General features: G+C 43.2%; 16 protein-coding genes and 2 pseudogenes. 10 read left to right on the plus strand and 8 right to left on the minus strand.

What is annotated here, in order from left to right:
- Positions 1–563 precede the first annotated feature (563 nt).
- The 3 genes from GPLA_RS22470 to imuA are packed head-to-tail and all read right to left on the minus strand — an operon-like array spanning position 564 to position 5,766.
- Positions 564–3,659 (minus strand): error-prone DNA polymerase, encoded by a 3,096-nt coding sequence (locus tag GPLA_RS22470; RefSeq protein WP_007107338.1) that lies wholly within the window; start codon positions 3,657–3,659, stop codon positions 564–566.
- Entirely contained in the window at positions 3,659–5,068 is a 1,410-nt protein-coding gene (locus tag GPLA_RS22475) for a Y-family DNA polymerase (protein ID WP_007107339.1), read from the minus strand. The genes GPLA_RS22470 and GPLA_RS22475 overlap by 1 nt, the downstream gene beginning before the upstream one ends.
- A gap of 8 nt (positions 5,069–5,076) precedes the next feature.
- Positions 5,077–5,766, minus strand: coding sequence for a translesion DNA synthesis-associated protein ImuA (imuA, locus tag GPLA_RS22480; protein WP_007107340.1), 690 nt, complete (start codon positions 5,764–5,766; stop codon positions 5,077–5,079).
- A gap of 221 nt (positions 5,767–5,987) precedes the next feature.
- Here imuA and GPLA_RS22485 point away from each other — a divergent pair, with 221 nt between their 5' ends.
- Together GPLA_RS22485 and GPLA_RS22490 are read left to right on the plus strand one after the other, a co-directional pair.
- Entirely contained in the window at positions 5,988–6,452 is a 465-nt protein-coding gene (locus GPLA_RS22485; RefSeq protein WP_007107341.1) for an EVE domain-containing protein, read from the plus strand.
- A gap of 188 nt (positions 6,453–6,640) precedes the next feature.
- Positions 6,641–7,297: a LysE family translocator gene (locus GPLA_RS22490; RefSeq protein WP_007107342.1), complete on the plus strand. Its 657-nt coding sequence runs from the start codon at positions 6,641–6,643 to the stop codon at positions 7,295–7,297.
- A 30-nt stretch (positions 7,298–7,327) separates the two neighbouring features.
- Here the strand turns inward: GPLA_RS22490 and GPLA_RS22495 are convergent.
- Positions 7,328–7,792 (minus strand): annotated as a pseudogene (locus GPLA_RS22495) (transposase); the annotation flags it as partial.
- Between the two features lie 65 nt (positions 7,793–7,857).
- On the opposite strand from GPLA_RS22495, the pseudogene ltrA reads away from it, so the two are divergent.
- The 3 genes and pseudogenes from ltrA to GPLA_RS22505 form a co-directional block, all read left to right on the plus strand.
- Positions 7,858–8,769 (plus strand): annotated as a pseudogene (ltrA, locus tag GPLA_RS22500) (group II intron reverse transcriptase/maturase); the annotation flags it as partial.
- Between the two features lie 30 nt (positions 8,770–8,799).
- The gene (locus GPLA_RS24165) at positions 8,800–9,147 is read left to right on the plus strand and encodes a group II intron maturase-specific domain-containing protein (RefSeq protein WP_226993180.1); all 348 of its coding nucleotides are present in this window, start codon (positions 8,800–8,802) and stop codon (positions 9,145–9,147) included.
- A gap of 136 nt (positions 9,148–9,283) precedes the next feature.
- On the plus strand, positions 9,284–9,709 hold the full coding sequence (locus GPLA_RS22505; RefSeq protein WP_007107344.1) for a DUF6326 family protein: 426 nt from the start codon (positions 9,284–9,286) through the stop codon (positions 9,707–9,709).
- A 630-nt stretch (positions 9,710–10,339) separates the two neighbouring features.
- Here GPLA_RS22505 and GPLA_RS22510 read toward each other — a convergent pair.
- Both GPLA_RS22510 and GPLA_RS22515 read right to left on the minus strand, forming a co-directional pair.
- The gene (locus GPLA_RS22510; protein ID WP_007107345.1) at positions 10,340–12,100 is read right to left on the minus strand and encodes a DUF885 domain-containing protein; all 1,761 of its coding nucleotides are present in this window, start codon (positions 12,098–12,100) and stop codon (positions 10,340–10,342) included.
- A 70-nt stretch (positions 12,101–12,170) separates the two neighbouring features.
- Entirely contained in the window at positions 12,171–12,494 is a 324-nt protein-coding gene (locus tag GPLA_RS22515) for a DUF1820 family protein (protein WP_040515775.1), read from the minus strand.
- A 312-nt stretch (positions 12,495–12,806) separates the two neighbouring features.
- Between GPLA_RS22515 and GPLA_RS22520 the strand changes: the two genes are divergently transcribed.
- Complete coding sequence (locus GPLA_RS22520) at positions 12,807–14,465, plus strand: M28 family metallopeptidase (protein ID WP_007107347.1); 1,659 nt, start codon at positions 12,807–12,809, stop codon at positions 14,463–14,465.
- Positions 14,466–14,637: 172 nt separating this feature from the next.
- Complete coding sequence (locus tag GPLA_RS22525) at positions 14,638–16,494, plus strand: DUF885 domain-containing protein (protein ID WP_007107348.1); 1,857 nt, start codon at positions 14,638–14,640, stop codon at positions 16,492–16,494.
- A gap of 76 nt (positions 16,495–16,570) precedes the next feature.
- Here the strand turns inward: GPLA_RS22525 and slmA are convergent, their stop codons facing one another.
- Positions 16,571–17,146 carry a nucleoid occlusion factor SlmA gene (gene slmA, locus GPLA_RS22530; RefSeq protein ID WP_040515777.1) on the minus strand — a complete coding sequence of 192 codons (576 nt, stop codon included), beginning with the start codon at positions 17,144–17,146 and terminating at the stop codon, positions 16,571–16,573.
- Positions 17,147–17,214: 68 nt separating this feature from the next.
- A complete protein-coding gene (gene coaBC / locus GPLA_RS22535; protein ID WP_007107350.1) occupies positions 17,215–18,426 on the minus strand; it encodes a bifunctional phosphopantothenoylcysteine decarboxylase/phosphopantothenate--cysteine ligase CoaBC in 1,212 nt (403 codons plus the stop codon).
- A 143-nt stretch (positions 18,427–18,569) separates the two neighbouring features.
- Between coaBC and radC the strand changes: the two genes are divergently transcribed.
- The 3 genes from radC to rpmG all read left to right on the plus strand — a co-directional run bounded on the left by radC (position 18,570) and on the right by rpmG (position 20,068).
- Positions 18,570–19,244 carry a RadC family protein gene (gene radC / locus GPLA_RS22540; RefSeq protein ID WP_007107351.1) on the plus strand — a complete coding sequence of 225 codons (675 nt, stop codon included), beginning with the start codon at positions 18,570–18,572 and terminating at the stop codon, positions 19,242–19,244.
- Between the two features lie 419 nt (positions 19,245–19,663).
- Positions 19,664–19,900, plus strand: coding sequence for a 50S ribosomal protein L28 (gene rpmB, locus GPLA_RS22545; RefSeq protein WP_007107352.1), 237 nt, complete (start codon positions 19,664–19,666; stop codon positions 19,898–19,900).
- Between the two features lie 12 nt (positions 19,901–19,912).
- Entirely contained in the window at positions 19,913–20,068 is a 156-nt protein-coding gene (gene rpmG / locus GPLA_RS22550) for a 50S ribosomal protein L33 (protein ID WP_006993456.1), read from the plus strand.
- Positions 20,069–20,138: the final 70 nt, after the last annotated feature.

Consider the following 20,138-nt stretch of genomic DNA (forward strand, 5'->3'; position numbering starts at 1 on the left):
GGTAGCTTAAGTCCGACTACTAAGGTGGCGTCATCCTAAAGCGCTGCCGCGCAAAAGCGACTCAGCAGCAAACCTTCACAAAGTGGATTCCCAGCCCTTCGCAGAGCTCAGGTAGTTCAAGCGGCAGGATCTAGGTTCCTAAAAGCCCCGCTTTCACCCCATGCTCGGCATCCGATACGAGACAACGCGGTTGGTGGAAGACACTGCCAGACTCCCATTTAGAAGAAGGGCTATCCTCAATCGCGCGGCGACCGGGGTAGCCCTTTTTTGCATTTGTAATTCAATAATATTAGGCCTTAGGCAAGCTTCGCTGGCGAAAGTCTACCCAACGCGTGCAGCGCGATATCCTATGCGCTACCGTCATATCATCGACTACTCAGGCTGTCTTCCTTGTAGCTGGCTCTAGTTCATGCTTCTTTGTCACTGTGATTCTCTCAGCCTTCAATACTCTATGTTCGATAGCTTTAGGTCAGCAGTTGACCTATCGGTACACAACTATTTTTTATCTTAAGTTATGGATATTCTTTAAGGGTCCCATTTAAAGGGAGAGTTCTTCGCTGATATTAATGAAAATCCCTTGAGCGAGTTTCCAGCTCTGAAAATAGATGACTCAGATCCTCTAAACGCCTGGCGATAATATGGGTAACACCACCATCCCCTCGTTCTAAAATACCCTGAACTTTTAATATTTTTGCCTGTAAATAAGCTTGTTGCTGCGCCCTAGCCGTTGCTTGCCAAACAATTACGTTGCTATTGCCCGTATCATCCTCAAGTGTAATAAAAGTTACGCCTGCGGCGGTTCCTGGACTTTGTCTGCCTTTAACAAGTCCTGCCACTGAGATTACTGTTTTATGCTGTATATTTTTTAGGTGTGCTGCTGGGGTGTAACGACCTAATAAGTTGGCATCAGCTAATATGCGGATTGGATGCAAGGCTAAACTCAGGCCTGTAGTGCGATAATCCTCTAATACGGTATTGAGTGTAGTTGGCGCGTCAGGAGTGAAATCGCCCGCTAAAGACAGTTGCGTAAATAGTGGCAAATCAGGTTCACTATTCATAAGTAACCATTTTGTGGTGTATCTATTATCACTTATTGCTTGAAATGCATTCGCACTGGCGAGCGCCTCTAAATGACCTCGGTTAAATGAAAAATCTTTTAATTGATTTAAATTTTTAAACCCCTCTTGAGGCCGGCTTTCGACTAGCCGTTCAATTTCTTTACGAGAAACCCCTTTTACTAGTCTTATTCCTAAGCGTATAGCCTGTTTTCCATGGATACTTTCAAGTACATGATCATAACTAGACAAGTTAATGCACAGCGGTAGTATCTTAACGTGATGTCGCTTTGCATCTTGAATTAACTGATCAGGAGTATAAAACCCCATAGGCCAACTATTAAGCAGGCCACAGTAAAAACATTCAGGGTAATAGTACTTTACCCAAGACGATACATAAGCCAGCACAGAAAAAGAGGCAGAATGTGATTCAGGAAATCCGTATTCGCCAAAGCCACATATTTGCTTATATAGCTGTTCGGCGAACTGACTTTTGTAACCACGGCTCAACATGCCCTTAATCAACTTATCTTTAAATTTAATCAGCTCGCCGGTTTTCTTCCAGCTAGCCATTGCTCTACGTAATTGATCCGCTTCGCCGCCGCTAAAGCCTGCGGCCACCATCGCAATTTTGATGACTTGCTCTTGGAATATGGGCACGCCCATGGTGCGTGATAAAACCGCTTCGACTTCCTTCGATGGATATTCTACCGGCTCTAGTCCATCACGACGTTTTAGAAATGGATGCACCATGTCACCTTGAATGGGTCCTGGTCTTACAATTGCAATTTGAATGACCAAGTCGTAAAAACATTTAGGGCGAAGCCTAGGCAACATAGTCATTTGCGCGCGTGATTCAATTTGAAATACACCCACAGTATCTGCACGTTGGATCATGTCATATACGTCAGGATCACTTGGTAGCCTGGTAATATCGGCAATGGAAATGACTTTATTTTGATGTTTCACAATCAAGTCAAAGCTCTTACGAATGGCGGTTAACATACCCAGCGCCAGTACATCTACTTTGAGTAGCCCCAAGCTTTCTAAGTCATCTTTGTCCCACTGAATGACACTACGTTCAGCCATAGAGGCATTTTCAATAGGCACGAGTTGATAGAGTGGGTTGGCTGAGATCACAAAGCCGCCAACATGTTGGGATAAGTGACGGGGAAAGCCTTTAATCTCATTTACTAGGTGGATGAAATGCTTACCTTTGCCAGAGCTCGGGTCTAACCCGAGCTCTGTAATTTGTGCTTGCCAATTAAGTGCTTTATCTCGACGATTAATATTTTTTATAAAAAAGTCGAGTTGAGACTCATGAATACCTAATGCCTTACCCACATCACGAATTGCACTTTTTTGGCGATAGCAGATCACCGTGGCTGCGATTGCAGTTCGCTCACGTCCATACTTATTGTAAATATATTGAATGATTTCTTCGCGACGTTCATGTTCAAAATCCACATCAATATCAGGTGGTTCATTGCGTTCTTTAGAAATAAATCGCTCAAACAAGACAGATATTTGCCTAGGGTCAACGGCGGTGATTTCTAAGCAATAACAGACCACTGAATTGGCTGCGGAGCCACGTCCCTGATAAAGAATATTTTGTACTTTAGCGAATTGCACAATGTCTGAAATAGTCAGAAAGAAAAACTCATACTTAAGTAATTCTATCAGTTTTAGTTCTTTTGCTATGATCCGCTTGATAGCAAAAGCAACACCGTTAGGAAAGCGAATATTCATTCCTGCCTTAACCAATTTACGCAAATGTCCCGTTGCCGTTGAGCCGAATGGGATTAATTCAGCAGGGTATTGGTAACTGAGTTCATTCATATTAAAGGTACACAAGCGGGCAATATGAACGCTTTCCGCAAGCCAATCCGCTGGGTATAAGCGCTGTAATTTAGTCATCGAACGTAGCGAACGTTCAATATTTTGTGGGATTTTATCGACTATATGTTCTATATTTTTAACATGATGTATGGATTTTAGAACGCAAAGTAATTCGTATCGGTCGGGATCATGCATTAATATGCCACCACATGCCGTGATGGGAATATTGAATGTACGTTGTAAGGCTTCACAATGGCTTAGATAATCTTGCTCCCCGCAAGTGAGGTGTCGCTGATACCCTATCCATAGTCGATTGCTATAATGCTTTAATAACCAGTTTGCCCAGTGATTATCTAGTGCTTTTTCACCCTTTGGGATCCAAATGGCAAGGCAATTTTTCGCCGTTTTCAAATCCCATAATTCAATATGATAACTACCTTTTTCAGCGCGCTTACGAGCATTAGTGATAATGCGACATAACTCGGAATATGCTGCGTGAGTGGGGCACAGTAAAATGAGTTGTAATTCGTCATTAAAATGAAACAAGCTGCCAACGATAAGCTTGATGTTAAGGCGTTTTTCTTTTATTTCTGAGTAAGCGCGTACTATCCCTGCAACGCTACATTCATCAGTGATAGCAAGTGCTTGATAACCTAAGAGATCAGCTTGGGAAATTAACTCTTGTGGATGTGATGCTGCGTGTAAAAAGCTAAAATTACTTTGGCAAAATAACTCAGCATATTGGGTGGAGGTTCCCTTATCCATTAGCTGAAGATACCATGTAGGAACCACTGTTTTTCAGGGGTTTTAAATACCCAAAACCACTGACCATTTTGACTCATCGCGATAAAGTAGTCTCTCACTATAGGATGATGATCCCACCAACCTGTACTTATCCGCTCAGGGCCATGCATGATAGATACAGCTTCACACAAAATAACCGGAACCGGTAACAATAAACTTGGGCGTAATGATTGATGATACTCAGGATGAGATTCTTTTATTTCCAATGCCGATGTGTATTGTGATGCGCATTCAGGGCGGTAATCATTCACCGTACTGGGACTGAATAGGGCATTCTCACCTAATTTTGCGCTCAGCAATGAAACCAACTGTAAGCGTGAAACGGCTCCTTGTTTGCCCAAAAATAGGTCATGCTTGTCAGGACAGCGCACAAAGGTTTTGCCAGTAGCTAGTTGTATTGCAACAATCGGTGCATTCAATATTAAACTCTCAAACCTGAGAGTAAGTAGAGCTGACCAGTGTTTTGCTCTGTACTCACCTTGTTGAGACCCGATGTGAACTTCTAAGGGATCTTTGCCTCGTTGATAAAGGGTGAGGTGTAGTTGTTGGGTGAGTTCGTCTCTGAGCAATAAAAAACTTTCTAAACTAGTCAGCAGGTGTTGAATCGGTCGCAGTAATACATCACTGCGTTCAATCTCATATAGCAGTTCAATGTGCTGTTGGAAATGTTCTACGGGATGAAAAAATTCTACTGGGTGGTTAAACTCACCTCTAAGTTGACCTAGATAAGTGATGACGTGAGATTCAAAACGTTTAGCCAGCTCGCCAAACGGAATCGCGAATAATTGCTCCACCGTTTTTACTCCAACGCTGTTGAGCTTACCCACATCTTTTGCGGTTAAGTCGGTAACGGTTAAATCAACTTTTTTGAGGGCCGTGAGTATTACGTCATGTTGCTCGGTGACTTTATTCCATCCTCTTAACGCTAATAACTTAGCTGCTAAAGGCGAATGACCAGATGCATAAAAAAAGTCAACATTGAGGGGGGCAAGCTGCTTTTTTATCATACCCCAAAGTGCGTCTAAGCTACCGTATAAACGCAGCATGTTATGTACTCTGAGCAATAACCCTTGAGGGCTAAAAAAACAGATATCAGAGGCGATTAAATATAGCCGTTGCGCAATAAGATTGAGCTGTTGTTTTTCTATTTTGGGACTAGAAGGCAGCACCTGTAAATCTCGATGTAAAGCCGCTGCTGTGCCTAAACTCATATGCGTCTTGATGCCTACATGTCGTGCAGCTTGATTTAGCTGCACTATGCCGCTGTGAGAGTCTAAGATCACCCGAGGAAGAGACGCATCTGGCTCTTCAATGGCATAGGAGTCCAGTTGTAAGTTAGGAAAATGTAGATATAACCACAAAGAATGCATAGCAAATATTAACCGGTCAGACTATGGATAGTGGCCAGTGGTAGAACGTTTTCTGTAGATAATCGATGTGTTAATTCCGGCCACACCTTCACCATATTGACGACAAAGGGCTCACTGTGACTGCCGCCTTTACGTTTAGTCACCGTGACATTGATGCCTTCGGGAGCAGCTGTGAAATTCATCGTTAATGAAACGGGCAATGAAAAATGCTCATTTGTTTTCTGGCGTACAATGATGCTGAGCGCACCACCTGTTTCCGCAGCAAACTGCAGTCGCTTTGCTTGATGTATTGCTAAAGATTGCTGCCAAAGAAACAACCCATCACAACAGCCACTTTTTAAACATTGCTCAGCTGACCATAAAGCGTCTTTAGCATTTTGCGGTTCGATAATAAGGATACGACTTAAGTCAAAGCCTAGTTTTAACAGCATAGGGCCGTTCAAGTGAACTGGCGGGGCAATAAAAACTAAAAGCCTCTCACTACTTTGTTGACGTAATACAAAGCTGGGTAGCAATAAACGTAACTCTCCAATGCCGATAGCGGTACTGACATCCACTACGCCCTGCTCAGGCAAGCCACCTTGCAAGTGTTTATCTAACACTTCAAAACCACTAGGAAGTGTTTTTTGCGCAGCGCCTACCTGGCTAGCTTGCCAAAGTAAGCGTTTATTTTTGAGTCCATCTATAGTGGGTTTCATACATCACCTATACTGTATATAGATACAGTATATTCGACGCGTATTGATATGCAAGCTCTACACATAGTCAGCAAAGGTAAGATTACGGATGTATCTGATTCAACGTATAATTATTGTTATATGTCTAAATAGAGCAGGGAGTCGGGGTTACCAAGTTAAGCTTGAAATACATAGATGACTGAGGATAATTGCTCTTTCGCGCTGATGATAAGTGAATTCACATGCAATATTGGTTATTCAAGACAGAGCCCGATGCCTTTAGCATTGACGATTTAGCCACCCGAGCAAAGCAAACAGAGCACTGGGACGGTATACGTAATTACCAAGCGCGTAACTTTTTACGTGACCAAGTAAAATTAGGCGATAAGGTCTTTATTTATCATTCAAGCTGCAAGGAGGTAGGGATCGCGGGTTTAGCTGAAGTGGTTAAAGAAGCTTACCCTGATCACACTCAGTTCGACCCAGAAAGTCATTATTACGATCCTAAATCAACCACTGACAACCCGCGTTGGGTGATGGTCGATGTAAAGTTCATCGAAAAGTTCCCCGCTGTATTAGCGCTGAAAAAAATCAAAACCATGGCTGAGATAAACGAAGTGGGCTTAGTCAAAAAAGGCCATAGGTTGTCGATCATGCCAGTGAATGAAAATGAGTTTTCAGCTTTGTTACAGGCAGCTAAAGCTTAGAACATAGGGCTCAAGAGGTTAATCAGCTTTAAATTTGCGAGGGTAGGATTTTTTGATCATTATTTACGCGCCTTTACATAGCCCCTTCCTACCTTACAAGGTAATGTAGCTTGCAAGGCCTCACTAATAATTTGTTATATTTTTAATCTATGCTTCTCGCATTTCTCAATTAATAAAAGGATTTTCGTATGGATGTAAATTTATTTGGTATCTTCGTAACAGTAGCAATAGCGCATTTTCTTGCGTTGTTAAGTCCAGGGCCTGACTTTGTATTAGTTGTTAAAAGCGCAATACGTAATGAAGGTAAAAATGCTATTGGTGTTGCTTTAGGTATTGCATCAGCAAACGCTTTGTATATTGGATTGTGTTTGATTGGAGTGGGTTCTATTTTAGCTGCTTCTGTTACCGTCATGATTGTGCTTAAAGTTATCGGAGGGCTATTTCTAATTTATCTTGCTGTACAGGCTTTACGCGCTAGTAAAAGCTCGTACGAAAACTTGGATATAGCTGAACACTCTCACTCTAATAAGATTAAAGCTACTTTTTTTAAGGAATTCATTACTGGGTTTATGTCTGGAATATTAAATCCAAAAAACTTATTGTTTTATCTTAGTTTATTTACTGTTGTACTAACTCCTGACGTTGGTTTGGCTTTCAAGCTAGGTTTAGGTATTTGGATGACCGCTATAGTCTTTTTATGGGATCTATCAATTATCTTTCTTCTTTCAACACCCAAAGTACGTAGTAAATTTACCAAACTAGCTTATTACATTGATAAAGTTACTGGAGCTATTTTAGGGATTATCGGCTTTGCTATTGTAAAATCAGCTTTAGCTAAACAATAAAAATATAACAAGAGACTATGGCGTTAATAGCTAATTTGTAGCCTTTGGCGCTTCCCACATTACCCCGTCTTTGAGCATCGAATTTAAGATAACGACCATCTTTCTAATGCAGGCGATAATGGCGACTTTCTTAGGTTTACCTGCTGCGACTAATCGTTGATATGTTCCCTTAAATACAGGATTACTTTGTATCGCTGACATCATCGCCATGTATAAAACGGTTCTGACTTGATGCCTGCCTCCTTGTATTTTCCGCCGTCCTTTATAGCGCCCACTTTCTCGATTCATGGGGGCTACACCGACTAGCGCAGAGGCTTGTTTGTTGGTCATGTAACCCAACTCTGGCAAGTTACTGATGATGGAAGCGGAAGCTATTTTTCCAATGCCTTTCATGTTCTGTAAGATGCAGTTCTTTGCTTGATAATCTGGACAGGATCCTATGAGCGCGACGATTTTATTCTCAATTTTGGTTATCTGGTTTTTAAAGACACGAAGGGGCAAGCAGTTGTATCAGGTGTTTAGCAGACACATAGGCCGGACAAAGTGGGGCTGGGATCACTATGACAACCGAACTAAACGCCATCAAATTTAAATCACAAACCCACCCCAGTCACAGATTTCAAAACCTATATGGATTACTAGGTGATGACTTACTGTATCAAAGCTGGGAGCAACTGAATAAACGAGTGGCCCCGGGTATTGATGGCATTACGGTGCCGACATACCAGCAAGCGCTTGTGGAAAACCTCACCCGCTTACGTCTCGCACTGAAAGCCAGGCGCTATCGAGCGAATGACATCAAACAGGTCTTCATCCCCAAGAGTAATGGCAAGCAGCGCCCACTAGGACTGCCAACGGTCGATGACAAACTGGTGCAGCAAAGCGTGAGCCAGATACTGCAAAGTATCTGGGAAGCGGGTTTCTTGCCAAACAGCTATGGTTACCGGCCGCACAAGGGTGCACATCAAGCAGTACATAGCGTGGTGTTGAACCTTCAGTTTAAAGGTTATGGATATATTGTTGAGGCAGATATCAAAGGCTTTTTCGACAATCTAGATCATGACTGGCTGATGGAGATGCTTAAGCAACGTATCGATGATAAAGCACTTTTTAGCCTAATCGGGCAATGGTTAAAAGCACGGATAAAAACCCCCGAAGGGGATTAACACAAACCACAAAGCGGCACACCACAGGGCGGCATCATCAGCCCTGTACTGGCCAATATCTACCTGCACTATGCACTGGATTTGTGGTTTGAGAAGAAAGTAAAACCTCGCATGAAAGGCAGAGCAATGCTGATCCGCTACGCCGACGATTTTGTGTGCGCGTTTCAGTATGCCAACGATGCTGAGCGGTTTTACCGTGTGCTGCCCAAACGGCTGAAGAAGTTCAAACTCGATACTGCGCCTGAAAAGACTAGCCTGTTGCGGTTCAGTCGATTCTATCCAAGTCGCAAGCGTCAGTTTTTCTTCTTAGGCTTTGCGTTTTATTGGGGGATTGATGTGAAGGGTAAACCGAGGTTACGGCGGCGAACTGCAAGTAAAAAGCAGCAAGCCAGCCTCAGCGAATTTTACCACTTCATTAAAGCTAAACGTTCGCAGAAGCTAGCGATTTGGCTGCCTCAATTGAAACGTAAACTGACCGGGTTCAGAAATTACTTCGGACTGCCCGACAACAGCCGCAGTGTGAGCAAACTGTACAATTATGTGTTACATAGTTTGTACAAATGGCTCAACCGACGCAGTGGCCGTCGAAGTTACAACTGGAGTAATTTCAAGAAGATGCTAGAGTATTTCCAAATACAGAAGCTACAAGTTAGCAAAAGAGTTATCCATGTTGACTGGTATTAAAGTGAGAGTGATTTACACGGGTGAATATATAACTGAAGAGCCGGATGTGGTAATTCCGCACGTCCGGATCTGTGTGGGGTCGGCTCAGTGATGGGTCGCTCTACCACGATTACATTGCTCGAAAAGGGAGTTTAAAATGAGTTCGGCTAATAATTCAAAAAGTGTTTTTCAAGACTTCCCAATCAACGTAAAGCTAATCATATCCTCTCTTTGGATAGCGGTTATGTTTTGCTATGTATATGGTGATTATATTGAAGTTTATGTACCCGGCGTTTTAGCCGAAGCGATGGAAGTCACATCAGATAAGGAGGGGATTCAATTAGAATTCTTTGCAGTTGCTCTACTCATGTCTATCCCCAGTGTAATGATATTTTTTACTCTAGTGTTAAAGCCGAATATTAATCGCTGGTTAAATATAATCATACCTACTTTATACGTAGCCCTTCTTGTTGCGGTAAACCTAGAAACTACATGGGGCTTCTATTTATATCTGACGGCTATTGAAGTATTACTTTCAATTTCTACGGTTTGGTATGCATGGAACTGGCCTAAAACAGAATAGAGTGCAAGTAGGTAATGTATAACAAACAAATTATGGCAGGGGCGCGCAAACAACGCGCGGCCCATATTTAAAGCTTTGGAAGGCACCCTAGATTGGAACTATGATGCAAATATTGGAGTATCTGTCCGAGCACGAGAGAGAAGTCAGCCCGTACCGTTTTCTAAACTTGTCCAGCAAATAACTTCTGTTCGCACCAGCTCAGACTGGCCATTCGTGGTTAATACCTCGCTTAGTAACGATATCCATGTCATTACTTACTGACGTTATTTATCTCCTAAAGTGAACTCAAACGGGAATTGGTGCCACCATAGAGAGTTGTTTACTAGCAAAAAGCCCTGAGCAATTAACTGTTCTGGGTTTTATAATAAAAACCTATCAACTCGATGAGTTAATCAAGTAAAAGTGATTAGCGATAGCTAGACAATTCACTTTTAAGGTTGTTGCTTGGTTGGTGCTAGTACGATTTCTCGAATGCATACACCTTCTAACAATTCAATTTAAACGGAACTAAATAGTTGGCTCGGCTCCGCTTCACAATCTTAGCAAACTATTATCTGCCCTTTAAAGGGCGTTAGAAATTCCGAATTTTATTTTCTCAAAATTAAAAGTAATCTCTTATGAAATTCTATCTTAACTATTTTCCGCAATAAACGTATCGATATTCTGCTCTAAAATAGATAAAGGCACTGAGCCGTAGGCGAGTACCGCATCGTGAAAGGCGCGTAAATCAAACGTATTCCCGAGGGCTTTTTCAGCTTTTTGGCGCAACTGTTTAATCGTCAACTCGCCAATTTTGTACGACAAGGCTTGGGCTGGCCATGAAATGTAGCGGTCTACTTCTGTGGTGACGTTATGTTCGGATAATGCGGTGTTTTCTAGCATATAATCAATGGCCTGCTGGCGAGACCAGCCTTGCATATGCATGCCAGTATCGACCACCAAACGGCACGCGCGCCACATTTCGTAGCTTAAACGACCAAACTCTTCGTAAGGTGTGGTGTAAATACCTACCTCTTTGCCTAAGTATTCAGAATACAAACCCCAACCTTCGCCGAATGCAGATATGTAGGTATACCGGCGCACGGGTGGCAAGTCTTGCATTTCACTAGCCAGAGATATTTGTAAGTGATGGCCCGGAACCGCTTCATGTAAAGTCAATGCGGGTAAGGCATACAAGGGGCGTTTGTCTAACGCATAGGTGTTAACCCAATAGTAACCAGGCTGATCGTCTCTGGTAGGGGAAATATAACGGCCTGTGGTGTACTTAGGCGCGATGTTATCTGGCACCGGTGCGACGCCGTAGGGAATACGTGGCAGGGTATAAAATAACTGAGGCAGCGTGGCATCGATACGTTTAGCTATGTATGAGGCGCGCATTAGCAGCTCGTCGGCACTTTTGGCATAAAATTCAGGGGAAGTACGCAAATGTTGAATGAACTGATTAATGTCGCCTTCGAAATTAAGGGTATCGAGTACGCTTTGCATTTCACTGCGAATGCGTTTTACCTCTGACAAGCCAGTTTGATGGATGTCTGCTACATCCAAGGTGGTGCTGGTGTAATAGTTGCTGCGATTTTGATAAAACGTTGCGCCGTTTTGCCAGGTACTCGCGGCAATGTTTTGTTTGGCACTGGGAATATATTCTGCGACTAAAAAATCATAAAATGCTTGATAAGCAGGTAAAACACTTTGATCAATGGCGGCTTCGCCTTGCGTATACAAACGAGCTTGTTGAGCAGGACTAAAACCTGAATCTTTCAGACGCGTAAAAGGAGCAAAAAATTGACTGTCATGGGGGTCTTTGGTGACAAACTTTTTAATGCTCTCTTCAAATCCAACTAGCACGACTTTGGGCTGCAGACGCCGCGTTTCAATGCCTTTTTTCATCCAGGCAATTTGTTGCTCAAAATAACGAGGAAATTGGGCTAAGCGTGCGAGGTAATCTTGATAATCTTGTTCCGTTTTAAATGGAGCGGATGCGGGTAAAAAAGCCAACGCACTATAGAAGCCTGACTCTGATGTGATGGGCATATAGTGTGCGTTGAAACGATACAAATCGATATCATTTTGTAATTCGCGTTGCTGCATCAATTTACTGATTTTCTGCTGGTGGTTTAGCTGGTCATCACTGATTGTCAGTAGGCGGGTGAGAAATTGTTGATTTTGCTGATAATCGGCTTCTAACGCCTCAACTGAAAAGTCTTTTAATCTATCGTTGTAACGGTTGTTCTGATAGCGAGTGGCTTTTATAGGATCAACCGACAATTGGTATTGCCAGATTTGCTCAAGCAAGGCACTGAGTTTCCGTGGTTCTGATGACTTATCAGCAGCCAGCACATGGCCACAGATACCTATGAATAGGGTGCACAGTAAAATACGACGTTTCCACATGAGTTTCTCCTTAAGGCGGATTTATGGGCGATACCCGCTAACCATGGCGCTTGCAATCTATCTAAACTATCTACTTCTTCGGGGTATAAATCGGACTGGGGAAAGCGGTTACCTTATCAGATAATTCGCTTATTTTGGCGCTACCTTGTTTTTTGACTTCATCGATGCGTAATACATTATGCATAGGAATGTACGTTGTGGTGACATCAGCGAACTCAGTTTTGAGTTTTTCATGGCTGGGGTCTACAACTACACTCGAGTGGTTGTCCCATACGAAATCGCCAATTTCGATAAAACCAAACAGGCTACCTTGACAGAGTTCGCGTACGTATAGTTCGTAGCGAACACCGTTCGCGATAAATTGAATTCTAAACAATGAGGTGTTATTCGACATAATGCTTTAATTAAAATTTGGAAAATAAAAGTGCTGCAGTCTAACCAGTCTTATGCGTATCACCAAGCCCTATAAGTCGAGCAAGGCATAAACAAGATTATCAATATTGCACTATATACCTTGATTTAAGCGTTAAGTGATCCGCTAAAACGTGCCATTGAGCCCAATGGGTTTTGTTTGCCATTCGCTATGCCGTACAATTTAGCTAACAGCAGAGTCAGCGCTAATTAGGTCTTTAAGCTTGCGAACGCCCACAGAGCTCGTCAATCTGTTAATAAAATAATATAAACGCACCGATAGAAAGGAACAAAAATGCGCCAAATCATGTATTTAGGGATGCTTTCAGCTGGGCTGATGCTCGCTGGTTGCCAGTCCGCTAATCAAAATGCACTACAAGACCCCCCGGCAAAACAAAATATTCACGCTGATGCTGAGCGAATTAAATCCCATCTACGTTTTTTATCCGATGACTTATTAGAAGGTCGTGACACGGGGTCTCGTGGCCATGAAATTGCCTCTTTGTATATTGCTAGTGAACTAGAGGGCTACGGTCTTAAACCTGCGGGTGATGATGGTGGTTTTTTACAACGCGCGCCGTTTAGGCAGGCCTCGCTTGAGCAATCTTCTCCTTCGCTTGTGCTTGAAACAGCCAAGGGGAAAGTTGATTTAGCATATCCTAAGCAGTACATCACCAGTGCCAGTCCTGTCAGTGAACTGGCAAGCGTTAAAGGCCAACTGGTTTTTGCTGGTTATGGCATTATTGCCCCAGAGCTTAAGCACGATGATTACGCGGATTTAGACGTTAACGGTAAAGTCGTAGTGGTGTTGTCCGGTAAGCCAGCTTCTTTCCCAAGTGAAGAAGGCGCGCATTTTGGTTCAACCAATGAAAAGAAACGCCATGCAGCAGAGCATGGGGCCATAGGTTATATAACCATCACTACACCTACGGCGGAGAAAGTACGCCCGTATCAGAACCTACTGAATTACATTCATACCCCTACCGTGCGCTGGTTAGACACAAGCGGTCAGCCAGCTAATATTTATCCGAGCCTTAAAAATAGTGCTTATTTGAGCAAAGAAGCCGCTGAAATTTTGTTTGCCAACGCGGATATGAATTTAGAGCAGATCTATCAATTACTTGAAGAAGATAAATCACCTAAAGGTTTCGCTTTACCTGTCAGTATTGATTTCAGTAAACGTAGCGAACATGAAACCATTAGTAGCCCTAACGTAGTCGCTATTTTGGAAGGCTCAGACCCTACCTTGAAAAACGAATATATTGTTTACTCGGCTCATTCTGATCACATAGGTATCGCTAAAACCGTTAAGAAAGACAAAATCAACAATGGTGCGATGGATAACGCCTCGGGCACCTCGATATTACTTGAGACCGCGCGTTTGTTTAGTCAAATGCCACAGCGTCCTAAGCGCTCTATCTTGTTTGTGGCGGTAACCGCTGAAGAGAAGGGATTATTAGGTTCAGACTATTTTGCACAAAACCCGACGGTGCCAAAAGGTGCCATGGTCGCCAACGTTAATTTAGACATGCCGATCCTGACTTATGAATTTAACGATGTTATTGCGTTTGGCGCTGATCACAGTGATTTAAAAGAGTCTGTTAGCCTCGCGGCCCAGAAAATTGGGTTAACCCTGAGCCCAGATCCTTGGCCAGACCAAGCATTGTTTACTCGCTCAGATCATTACAGCTTCGTGAAACAAGGTGTGCCGTCAGTATTTTTAGTGCCGGGTCTACAATCGGCTGATCCTGCGGTTGATGGCAGCAAAAAATTTGGCGAGTTTCTTGCCACCAATTATCACAAACCCGGTGATGATTTTAATCAGCCATTTAACTGGAAAGCGGCGACGAAATTCGCGGAAGTCAATTATTACATTGGTTTGACCTTAGCCAATCAGGCAAAGCGTTCTAGCTGGAATGAAGGCGACTTTTTTGGTGATACCTTTTCCAAATAAGGTTGAAAATCCGCTGATCAGCGAGTGAGAAGGCAGGCAGTAAATCAGTATGTGGGCAAGTGAGCTTTGCCCGCATCTTATTGCTTGTTGGTAAACAAGTAACCACAAGCATATTAAAGACATACTGCATTAACTCATCAACACTAAATTATAAAAATAACACGGAGCCGAAATGAAATTATCTATTCTTGCCCTTTCGTTAGCCGCTACATCGATGACCTTCTCGTCTTTGCATGTACAAGCGCACACCCAAGCTAACGTGACCAGTCAAACTCAGGCTAAACCTCAGCAACTTGCGCAAACTGAATCGGCACGCTTAGCGGCATTCGTTGCTGATAATTTTCAGCAACGTTTACATCGTTCACCGTTATTTCAAAGTTACTTAGGTTATAAGTGGGATTATGGTAAATGGGATAATATTAGCGATGCGTTTCAAGATGAAAGCCGCGACCTTGCTCTGCAACAGCTTAACGCACTCGCCAGCTTTGATGCGAGTAAATTGAGCGTCGAAGAAAATGTCAGCTTGGGGTTAAATAAAGTATCACTTGAGCGTCAATTGGCGAATGATAAATTTCGTCACCATACCTATATCATGGATCAGTTCAGCGCCTATCACACCATGGTGCCTAGCTTTCTTATCAACGTGCACCGGGTCACCAATGAAGAAGAAGCCAAGGCTTACATCAGCCGTTTACAGGGGGTTGACGGGTTATTTAAACAAGTGATAGCGCAGATGCGCATTCGTCAAAAGTTGGGCGTATTCCCGCCTAAATGGTCTTATGATCAAATGCTGCAAGCCTCTAAAAATGTGATTGCAGGAGCGCCTTTTACCCAAGGCGAGGATGATTCCAGTATTTGGGATGATTTTAAAGGCAAGGTGGCAAAATTAGAGATTAGCCAAGCGCAACGGGAAGCATTGCTCAGCGCTGCACAATCCGCCCTGCTTGAGTCAGTTCAGCCTGCTTACCAATCACTGATCAGTGAATTGGCAGTGCAACGAGATTTAACGCCTGAAGGGGATGGTGTATGGCGTTTGCCCGACGGTAAAAAATGGTACCAAAACCGTCTCGCTTGGTTTACCACGACCGATCTTACAGCTGATGAAGTACACCGCATTGGTTTAAAAAATGTTGAGCGAATTCATCAAGCTATGCGTGGGATCATGCAAAAAGTTAATTTTGAGGGTAGCTTACAAGAATTCTTTGAATTCATGCGTAGTGATAAGCAGTTTTACTATGCCAATACTGATGAAGGCCGTGATGCTTATTTAACTGAAGCAAAAGCACTGATCGATACTATGCGCGGGAAGTTGCCTGAATATTTTAGTCTTATTCCACAAGCTGAAATGATGGTGAAGCGCGTTGAACCGTTTCGTGAGCAATCAGCAGGTAAGGCGTTTTATCAAAGCCCGGCTAAAGACGGCTCTCGTCCTGGTGTTTATTACGCCAACTTGTACGATATGAATGATATGCCTACCTATCAAATGGAAGCTTTGGCTTATCATGAGGGCATTCCTGGGCATCATATGCAGCGCGCTATTGCTCAGGAGCTGGAGGGTATTCCTGAGTTCCAAAAATACAGTTCTTTCACTGCCTACACAGAAGGTTGGGGGCTTTATACCGAAGAGCTCGCCAAGGACATGGGATTCTATCAAGACCCTTATTCTGATTTTGGCCGTTTAGCTATGGAATTATGGCGTGCTTGCCGATTGGTGGTAGATACTGGCATACACAGTAAGAAATGGAGTCGTGAGCAAGCAATCAATTATTTGCTTGAAAATACGCCGAACCCCAAAAATGACTCGGTTAAAGCGATTGAGCGCTATATTGCTATGCCGGGACAGGCAACGGCTTATATGATTGGTAAACTGAAAATCATGGAGCTTAGGGAATGGGCTCATAAAGAACTGGGTGAACAATTTGATATTCGCGGTTTTCATGCGCAAATATTAAAAGATGGGCCAGTACCGCTGAATATTCTTGAACAAAAAATCAAGCGTTGGGTAGCGAGTGAGAAAACAGCCATCTAAACAAGTAGATTAACGACAATAAAAAAGTCAGTTTAGTCTACTAAACTGGCTTTTTTGTTGGTTGAAGTATTGTGAATTAATTCAAAAAAAATTGGGTATTGATTAGCTGCCATTGTTCGTTGAAATCTTCGGTAGGGCGACGGGTAAATTTGCTGCGAATAAACTGATTGATGCGCCCGTCAGCGTAGCAAATCAAGAAATTAGCAATGACGGCTTCTTCCGCTGGCAGGGATTTCCCCTCGCGTAATTTACGCTCTCTAAGTACCTGTTTTAATTGGGTTTCTAAACGCTCAAATAATTGTGCAATACGATCTCTCAGCCGGTCTTGTTCACCCATTAAGGCATCACCGTTTAAAATACGGGTTATGCCGGGGTTTTTTTCAGCAAAACCCAGGATCAGGCGTAAAATGAGTTGGCAGCGGGTTGTAGAGTCTTTCTCTTCGCTAATAATTTTATTGATACGAGAGAATAACGTCTCCTCAATAAATTCAATCAAGCCTTCAAACATACGCGCTTTACTGGGAAAGTGGCGGTAGAGTGCTGCCTCTGATACACCCACGTGCGCCGCCAACTTAGCTGTGGTGATACGCTGACCTGGGTTGGTTTGTAACATACTGGCGAGTGCTTGCAATATTTGGGCACGGCGATTTATTTTTTTTGTCTATAGCCATTATCTATCCTAACGTAATCTCTGTGTGGTGTTATCTAAAGAGATTGTCCTTATTTTATTGACGACATTTTCTCAGTGTGGCGCTGTGCGACGAGCGTCATTAACGTTAGCGCTAACTGACTCTTATCGGCAACGCCGAGATTTTTTTCACCATTATTCCAATAAACATTGAGTGCATTTTTTTCGCTGTTAAAGCCTAAGCCTGCTTGCGACACGTCGTTTGCAGCTATCATGTCGAGTTTCTTACGTTTGAGTTTATCTTGGGCGTAATGAGCGACGTCTTGCGTTTCAGCGGCAAAACCAACCGTAAAAGGGGGTTGAGCTAAATGGGCAACATCACTAAGAATATCAGGGTTTTTAGTAAAAGTAAGCGTTAACTCCGAATTGGACTTTTTAATCTTTTGCTGAGTTTTTTGTTGTGGCTTGTAATCTGCTACTGCCGCACAGCCGATGAAAATGTCGCAATTAGCTACCACTTTCATAACTGCCTGATGCATCTGTTCGGCGCTCACTACGTCTATCACTTCAATGCCAGCAGGGGGAGATAAATTCACCGGACCAGAGACCAATGTAACCTTGGCACCAAGTGCTAATGCGGCTTTGGCTAAGGCGTAACCCATTTTTCCTGAGCTGTGGTTGCTGATGAATCTAACCGGGTCAATTTCCTCACGAGTGGGCCCTGCGGTAATGACAATATGCCGGTTTGCTAATAGTGGCTCAATTGGACTTTGCATTAACATATTGACGATGTCGACGGGCTCTAACATACGTCCTAAGCCTACATCTCCACAGGCTTGCTCACCTGGGGCGGGGCCGAGAATATGCACACCTCTATTTTCGAGGATCCGTACGTTATTTTGCGTCGCTGGAGCATGCCACATCTGCTGGTTCATTGCCGGGGCAATAAAAATAGGCGCGCTGGTGGCAAGGCATAACGTTGACAGTAAATCATCCGCTAGGCCGTGACTGAGTTTCGCCATAAAGTTGGCGGTCGCCGGTGCAATAAGCACCTTGTCGGCCCATTTTGCTAATTCGATATGTCCCATAGCGGCTTCGGCATTTCGGTCGAGTAAATCATCTCCCACAGGGTTACCTGAGACGGCTTGGAGAGCAAGGGGGCTAACAAACTCAGCTGCAGATGCACTGACGACACAGCGAACTTGTGCGCCCTGCGCAGTTAATTTTCTAACTAAATCAGGTGTTTTGTAGGCCGCTATACCGCCTGTCACACCAAGGAGTATCTTTTGCTGAATTAATTGCATAGGGATCATTTTGCTGTCTTGCGATTTTTATATGGTCATTATTGGCTGGAATAGACCGCTTTTGCTAGGCTTAATTTCCACTTATTTTCGATTTTGTGTGGGCTGTAGGCGCAAAAAAGAAACACTTAAACAGTCAGGGATGTATGAAAATAACCGAATGGCCAGCCCATGAAAGACCGCGAGAAAAATTATTAGCACAAGGGCCAACAGCTTTATCTGACGCTGAATTACTCGCAATCTTTTTACGCACGGGCATTAAAGGATTAAGCGCGGTAGATTTAGCCCGCAACTTGCTAAGTACCTTTGGATCCCTGCGGGGATTGATTGCTGCAAGCCAACAGGATTTCTGTTTAGCCAAGGGCCTCGGCCAAGCAAAATTTGTTCAATTACAGGCGTCCATAGAACTAAGTCAGCGTTTTTTTGCTGAGCAGTTACAGCGTGAAACCGTGTTCAACAGCGCCCAGCAAACCAAGCATTTTCTAATTGCTCAATTGCGTGACGAACCGAACGAGGTTTTTGGTATGCTGCTGCTTGACAGTCAGCACCAATTAATAAAATTTCGCAAAATGTTTTTTGGCACCATAGACAGCGCATCAGTTTACCCCAGGGTACTGGTTAAGCAGGCGTTAGAAGATAATGCCGCTGCCGTGATATTAACGCACAATCACCCTTCGGGCATTGCTGAGCCCAGTCAGGCCGATGAGCACATTACCGCCCGTATTATTGCCGCTATGAACTTGCTGGATATCAAAGTACTGGATCACCTAGTGGTCGGAGATGGCGTTGCGGTATCGTTTGCTGAGCGCGGCCTTATGTAAGCGTGTATGCAACGCTTGATGACGGTTCGCTCTCAAATTCTATGCTGCTAGCAAGAAGATATCTTTGCGGTCAACGGGTTTGATGAGACAATGCAACAAGGTAGCTGTGAAAGCGAATTTGCTTTGGGGGCATTGTGAGCAAGAGGTGACATTTTCTATCTCACAGTTTGTTTGCATTTTTGGCTAAATAACAGCCAAAACAAGGTTAAAAGAGGTGCAATAAGCTCCATTAAATGCACAAAATTTGAACCGTGCTGCCCACGATATAATAAAAGACTAGGCTTTTATTAGTTAATTGTTGAATTAATTAGCTGTTTGCTGTATAAAATGCGCCCTCTTGTTGATAGCTAAAAGCTGGCACGTGTATTTGCATGCTTGTCAGAGCTAAATATTTTTAGAATTGTTTGGAGACAAATACGATGTCCAAAGTATGTATAGTGACAGGCAAGCGTCCAGCGGTAGGTAACAACCGTTCACACGCTAAAAACTCGACTCGTCGTCGTTTTTTGCCAAATCTACAAACCCACCGTTTTTGGGTTGAAAGCGAAAACCGTTTCGTGAAATTACGTTTAACCGCTAAAGGTATGCGTATTATTGATAAAAAAGGTATTGATTCAGTATTGACTGATATCCGTGCTAATGGCGTGAAAATTTAAGGAACTCGGATTATGCGTGATAAAATCAAGTTAGTGTCTTCTGCGGGTACCGGTTTTTACTACACCACAGATAAAAACAAACGTAACATGCCTGGCAAAATGGAGATCAAAAAGTTTGATCCTAAAGTACGTCAGCACGTTTTGTTTAAAGAAGCCAAAATTAAGTAATTAATACTTGTTTTGTCTCCCGAAAAACCCGGCATCTGTCGGGTTTTTTGCGTAATGTTATACTTATAAA

Source organism: Paraglaciecola polaris LMG 21857 (genome assembly GCF_000315055.1).
GTDB classification, from domain to species: domain Bacteria; phylum Pseudomonadota; class Gammaproteobacteria; order Enterobacterales; family Alteromonadaceae; genus Paraglaciecola; species Paraglaciecola polaris.

Excerpts from the sequence above, each read along its gene's own strand:
- GPLA_RS22470 (WP_007107338.1), bottom strand. The coding sequence starts at position 3,659 with ATGGATAAGGGAACCTCCACCCAATATGCTGAGTTATTTTGCCAAAGT.
- GPLA_RS22475 (WP_007107339.1), bottom strand. The coding sequence starts at position 5,068 with ATGCATTCTTTGTGGTTATATCTACATTTTCCTAACTTACAACTGGAC.
- imuA (WP_007107340.1), bottom strand. The coding sequence starts at position 5,766 with ATGAAACCCACTATAGATGGACTCAAAAATAAACGCTTACTTTGGCAA.
- GPLA_RS22485 (WP_007107341.1), top strand. The coding sequence starts at position 5,988 with ATGCAATATTGGTTATTCAAGACAGAGCCCGATGCCTTTAGCATTGAC.
- GPLA_RS22490 (WP_007107342.1), top strand. The coding sequence starts at position 6,641 with ATGGATGTAAATTTATTTGGTATCTTCGTAACAGTAGCAATAGCGCAT.
- GPLA_RS22505 (WP_007107344.1), top strand. The coding sequence starts at position 9,284 with ATGAGTTCGGCTAATAATTCAAAAAGTGTTTTTCAAGACTTCCCAATC.
- GPLA_RS22510 (WP_007107345.1), bottom strand. The coding sequence starts at position 12,100 with ATGTGGAAACGTCGTATTTTACTGTGCACCCTATTCATAGGTATCTGT.
- GPLA_RS22515 (WP_040515775.1), bottom strand. The coding sequence starts at position 12,494 with ATGTCGAATAACACCTCATTGTTTAGAATTCAATTTATCGCGAACGGT.
- GPLA_RS22520 (WP_007107347.1), top strand. The coding sequence starts at position 12,807 with ATGCGCCAAATCATGTATTTAGGGATGCTTTCAGCTGGGCTGATGCTC.
- GPLA_RS22525 (WP_007107348.1), top strand. The coding sequence starts at position 14,638 with ATGAAATTATCTATTCTTGCCCTTTCGTTAGCCGCTACATCGATGACC.
- coaBC (WP_007107350.1), bottom strand. The coding sequence starts at position 18,426 with ATGCAATTAATTCAGCAAAAGATACTCCTTGGTGTGACAGGCGGTATA.
- radC (WP_007107351.1), top strand. The coding sequence starts at position 18,570 with ATGAAAATAACCGAATGGCCAGCCCATGAAAGACCGCGAGAAAAATTA.
- rpmB (WP_007107352.1), top strand. The coding sequence starts at position 19,664 with ATGTCCAAAGTATGTATAGTGACAGGCAAGCGTCCAGCGGTAGGTAAC.
- rpmG (WP_006993456.1), top strand. The coding sequence starts at position 19,913 with ATGCGTGATAAAATCAAGTTAGTGTCTTCTGCGGGTACCGGTTTTTAC.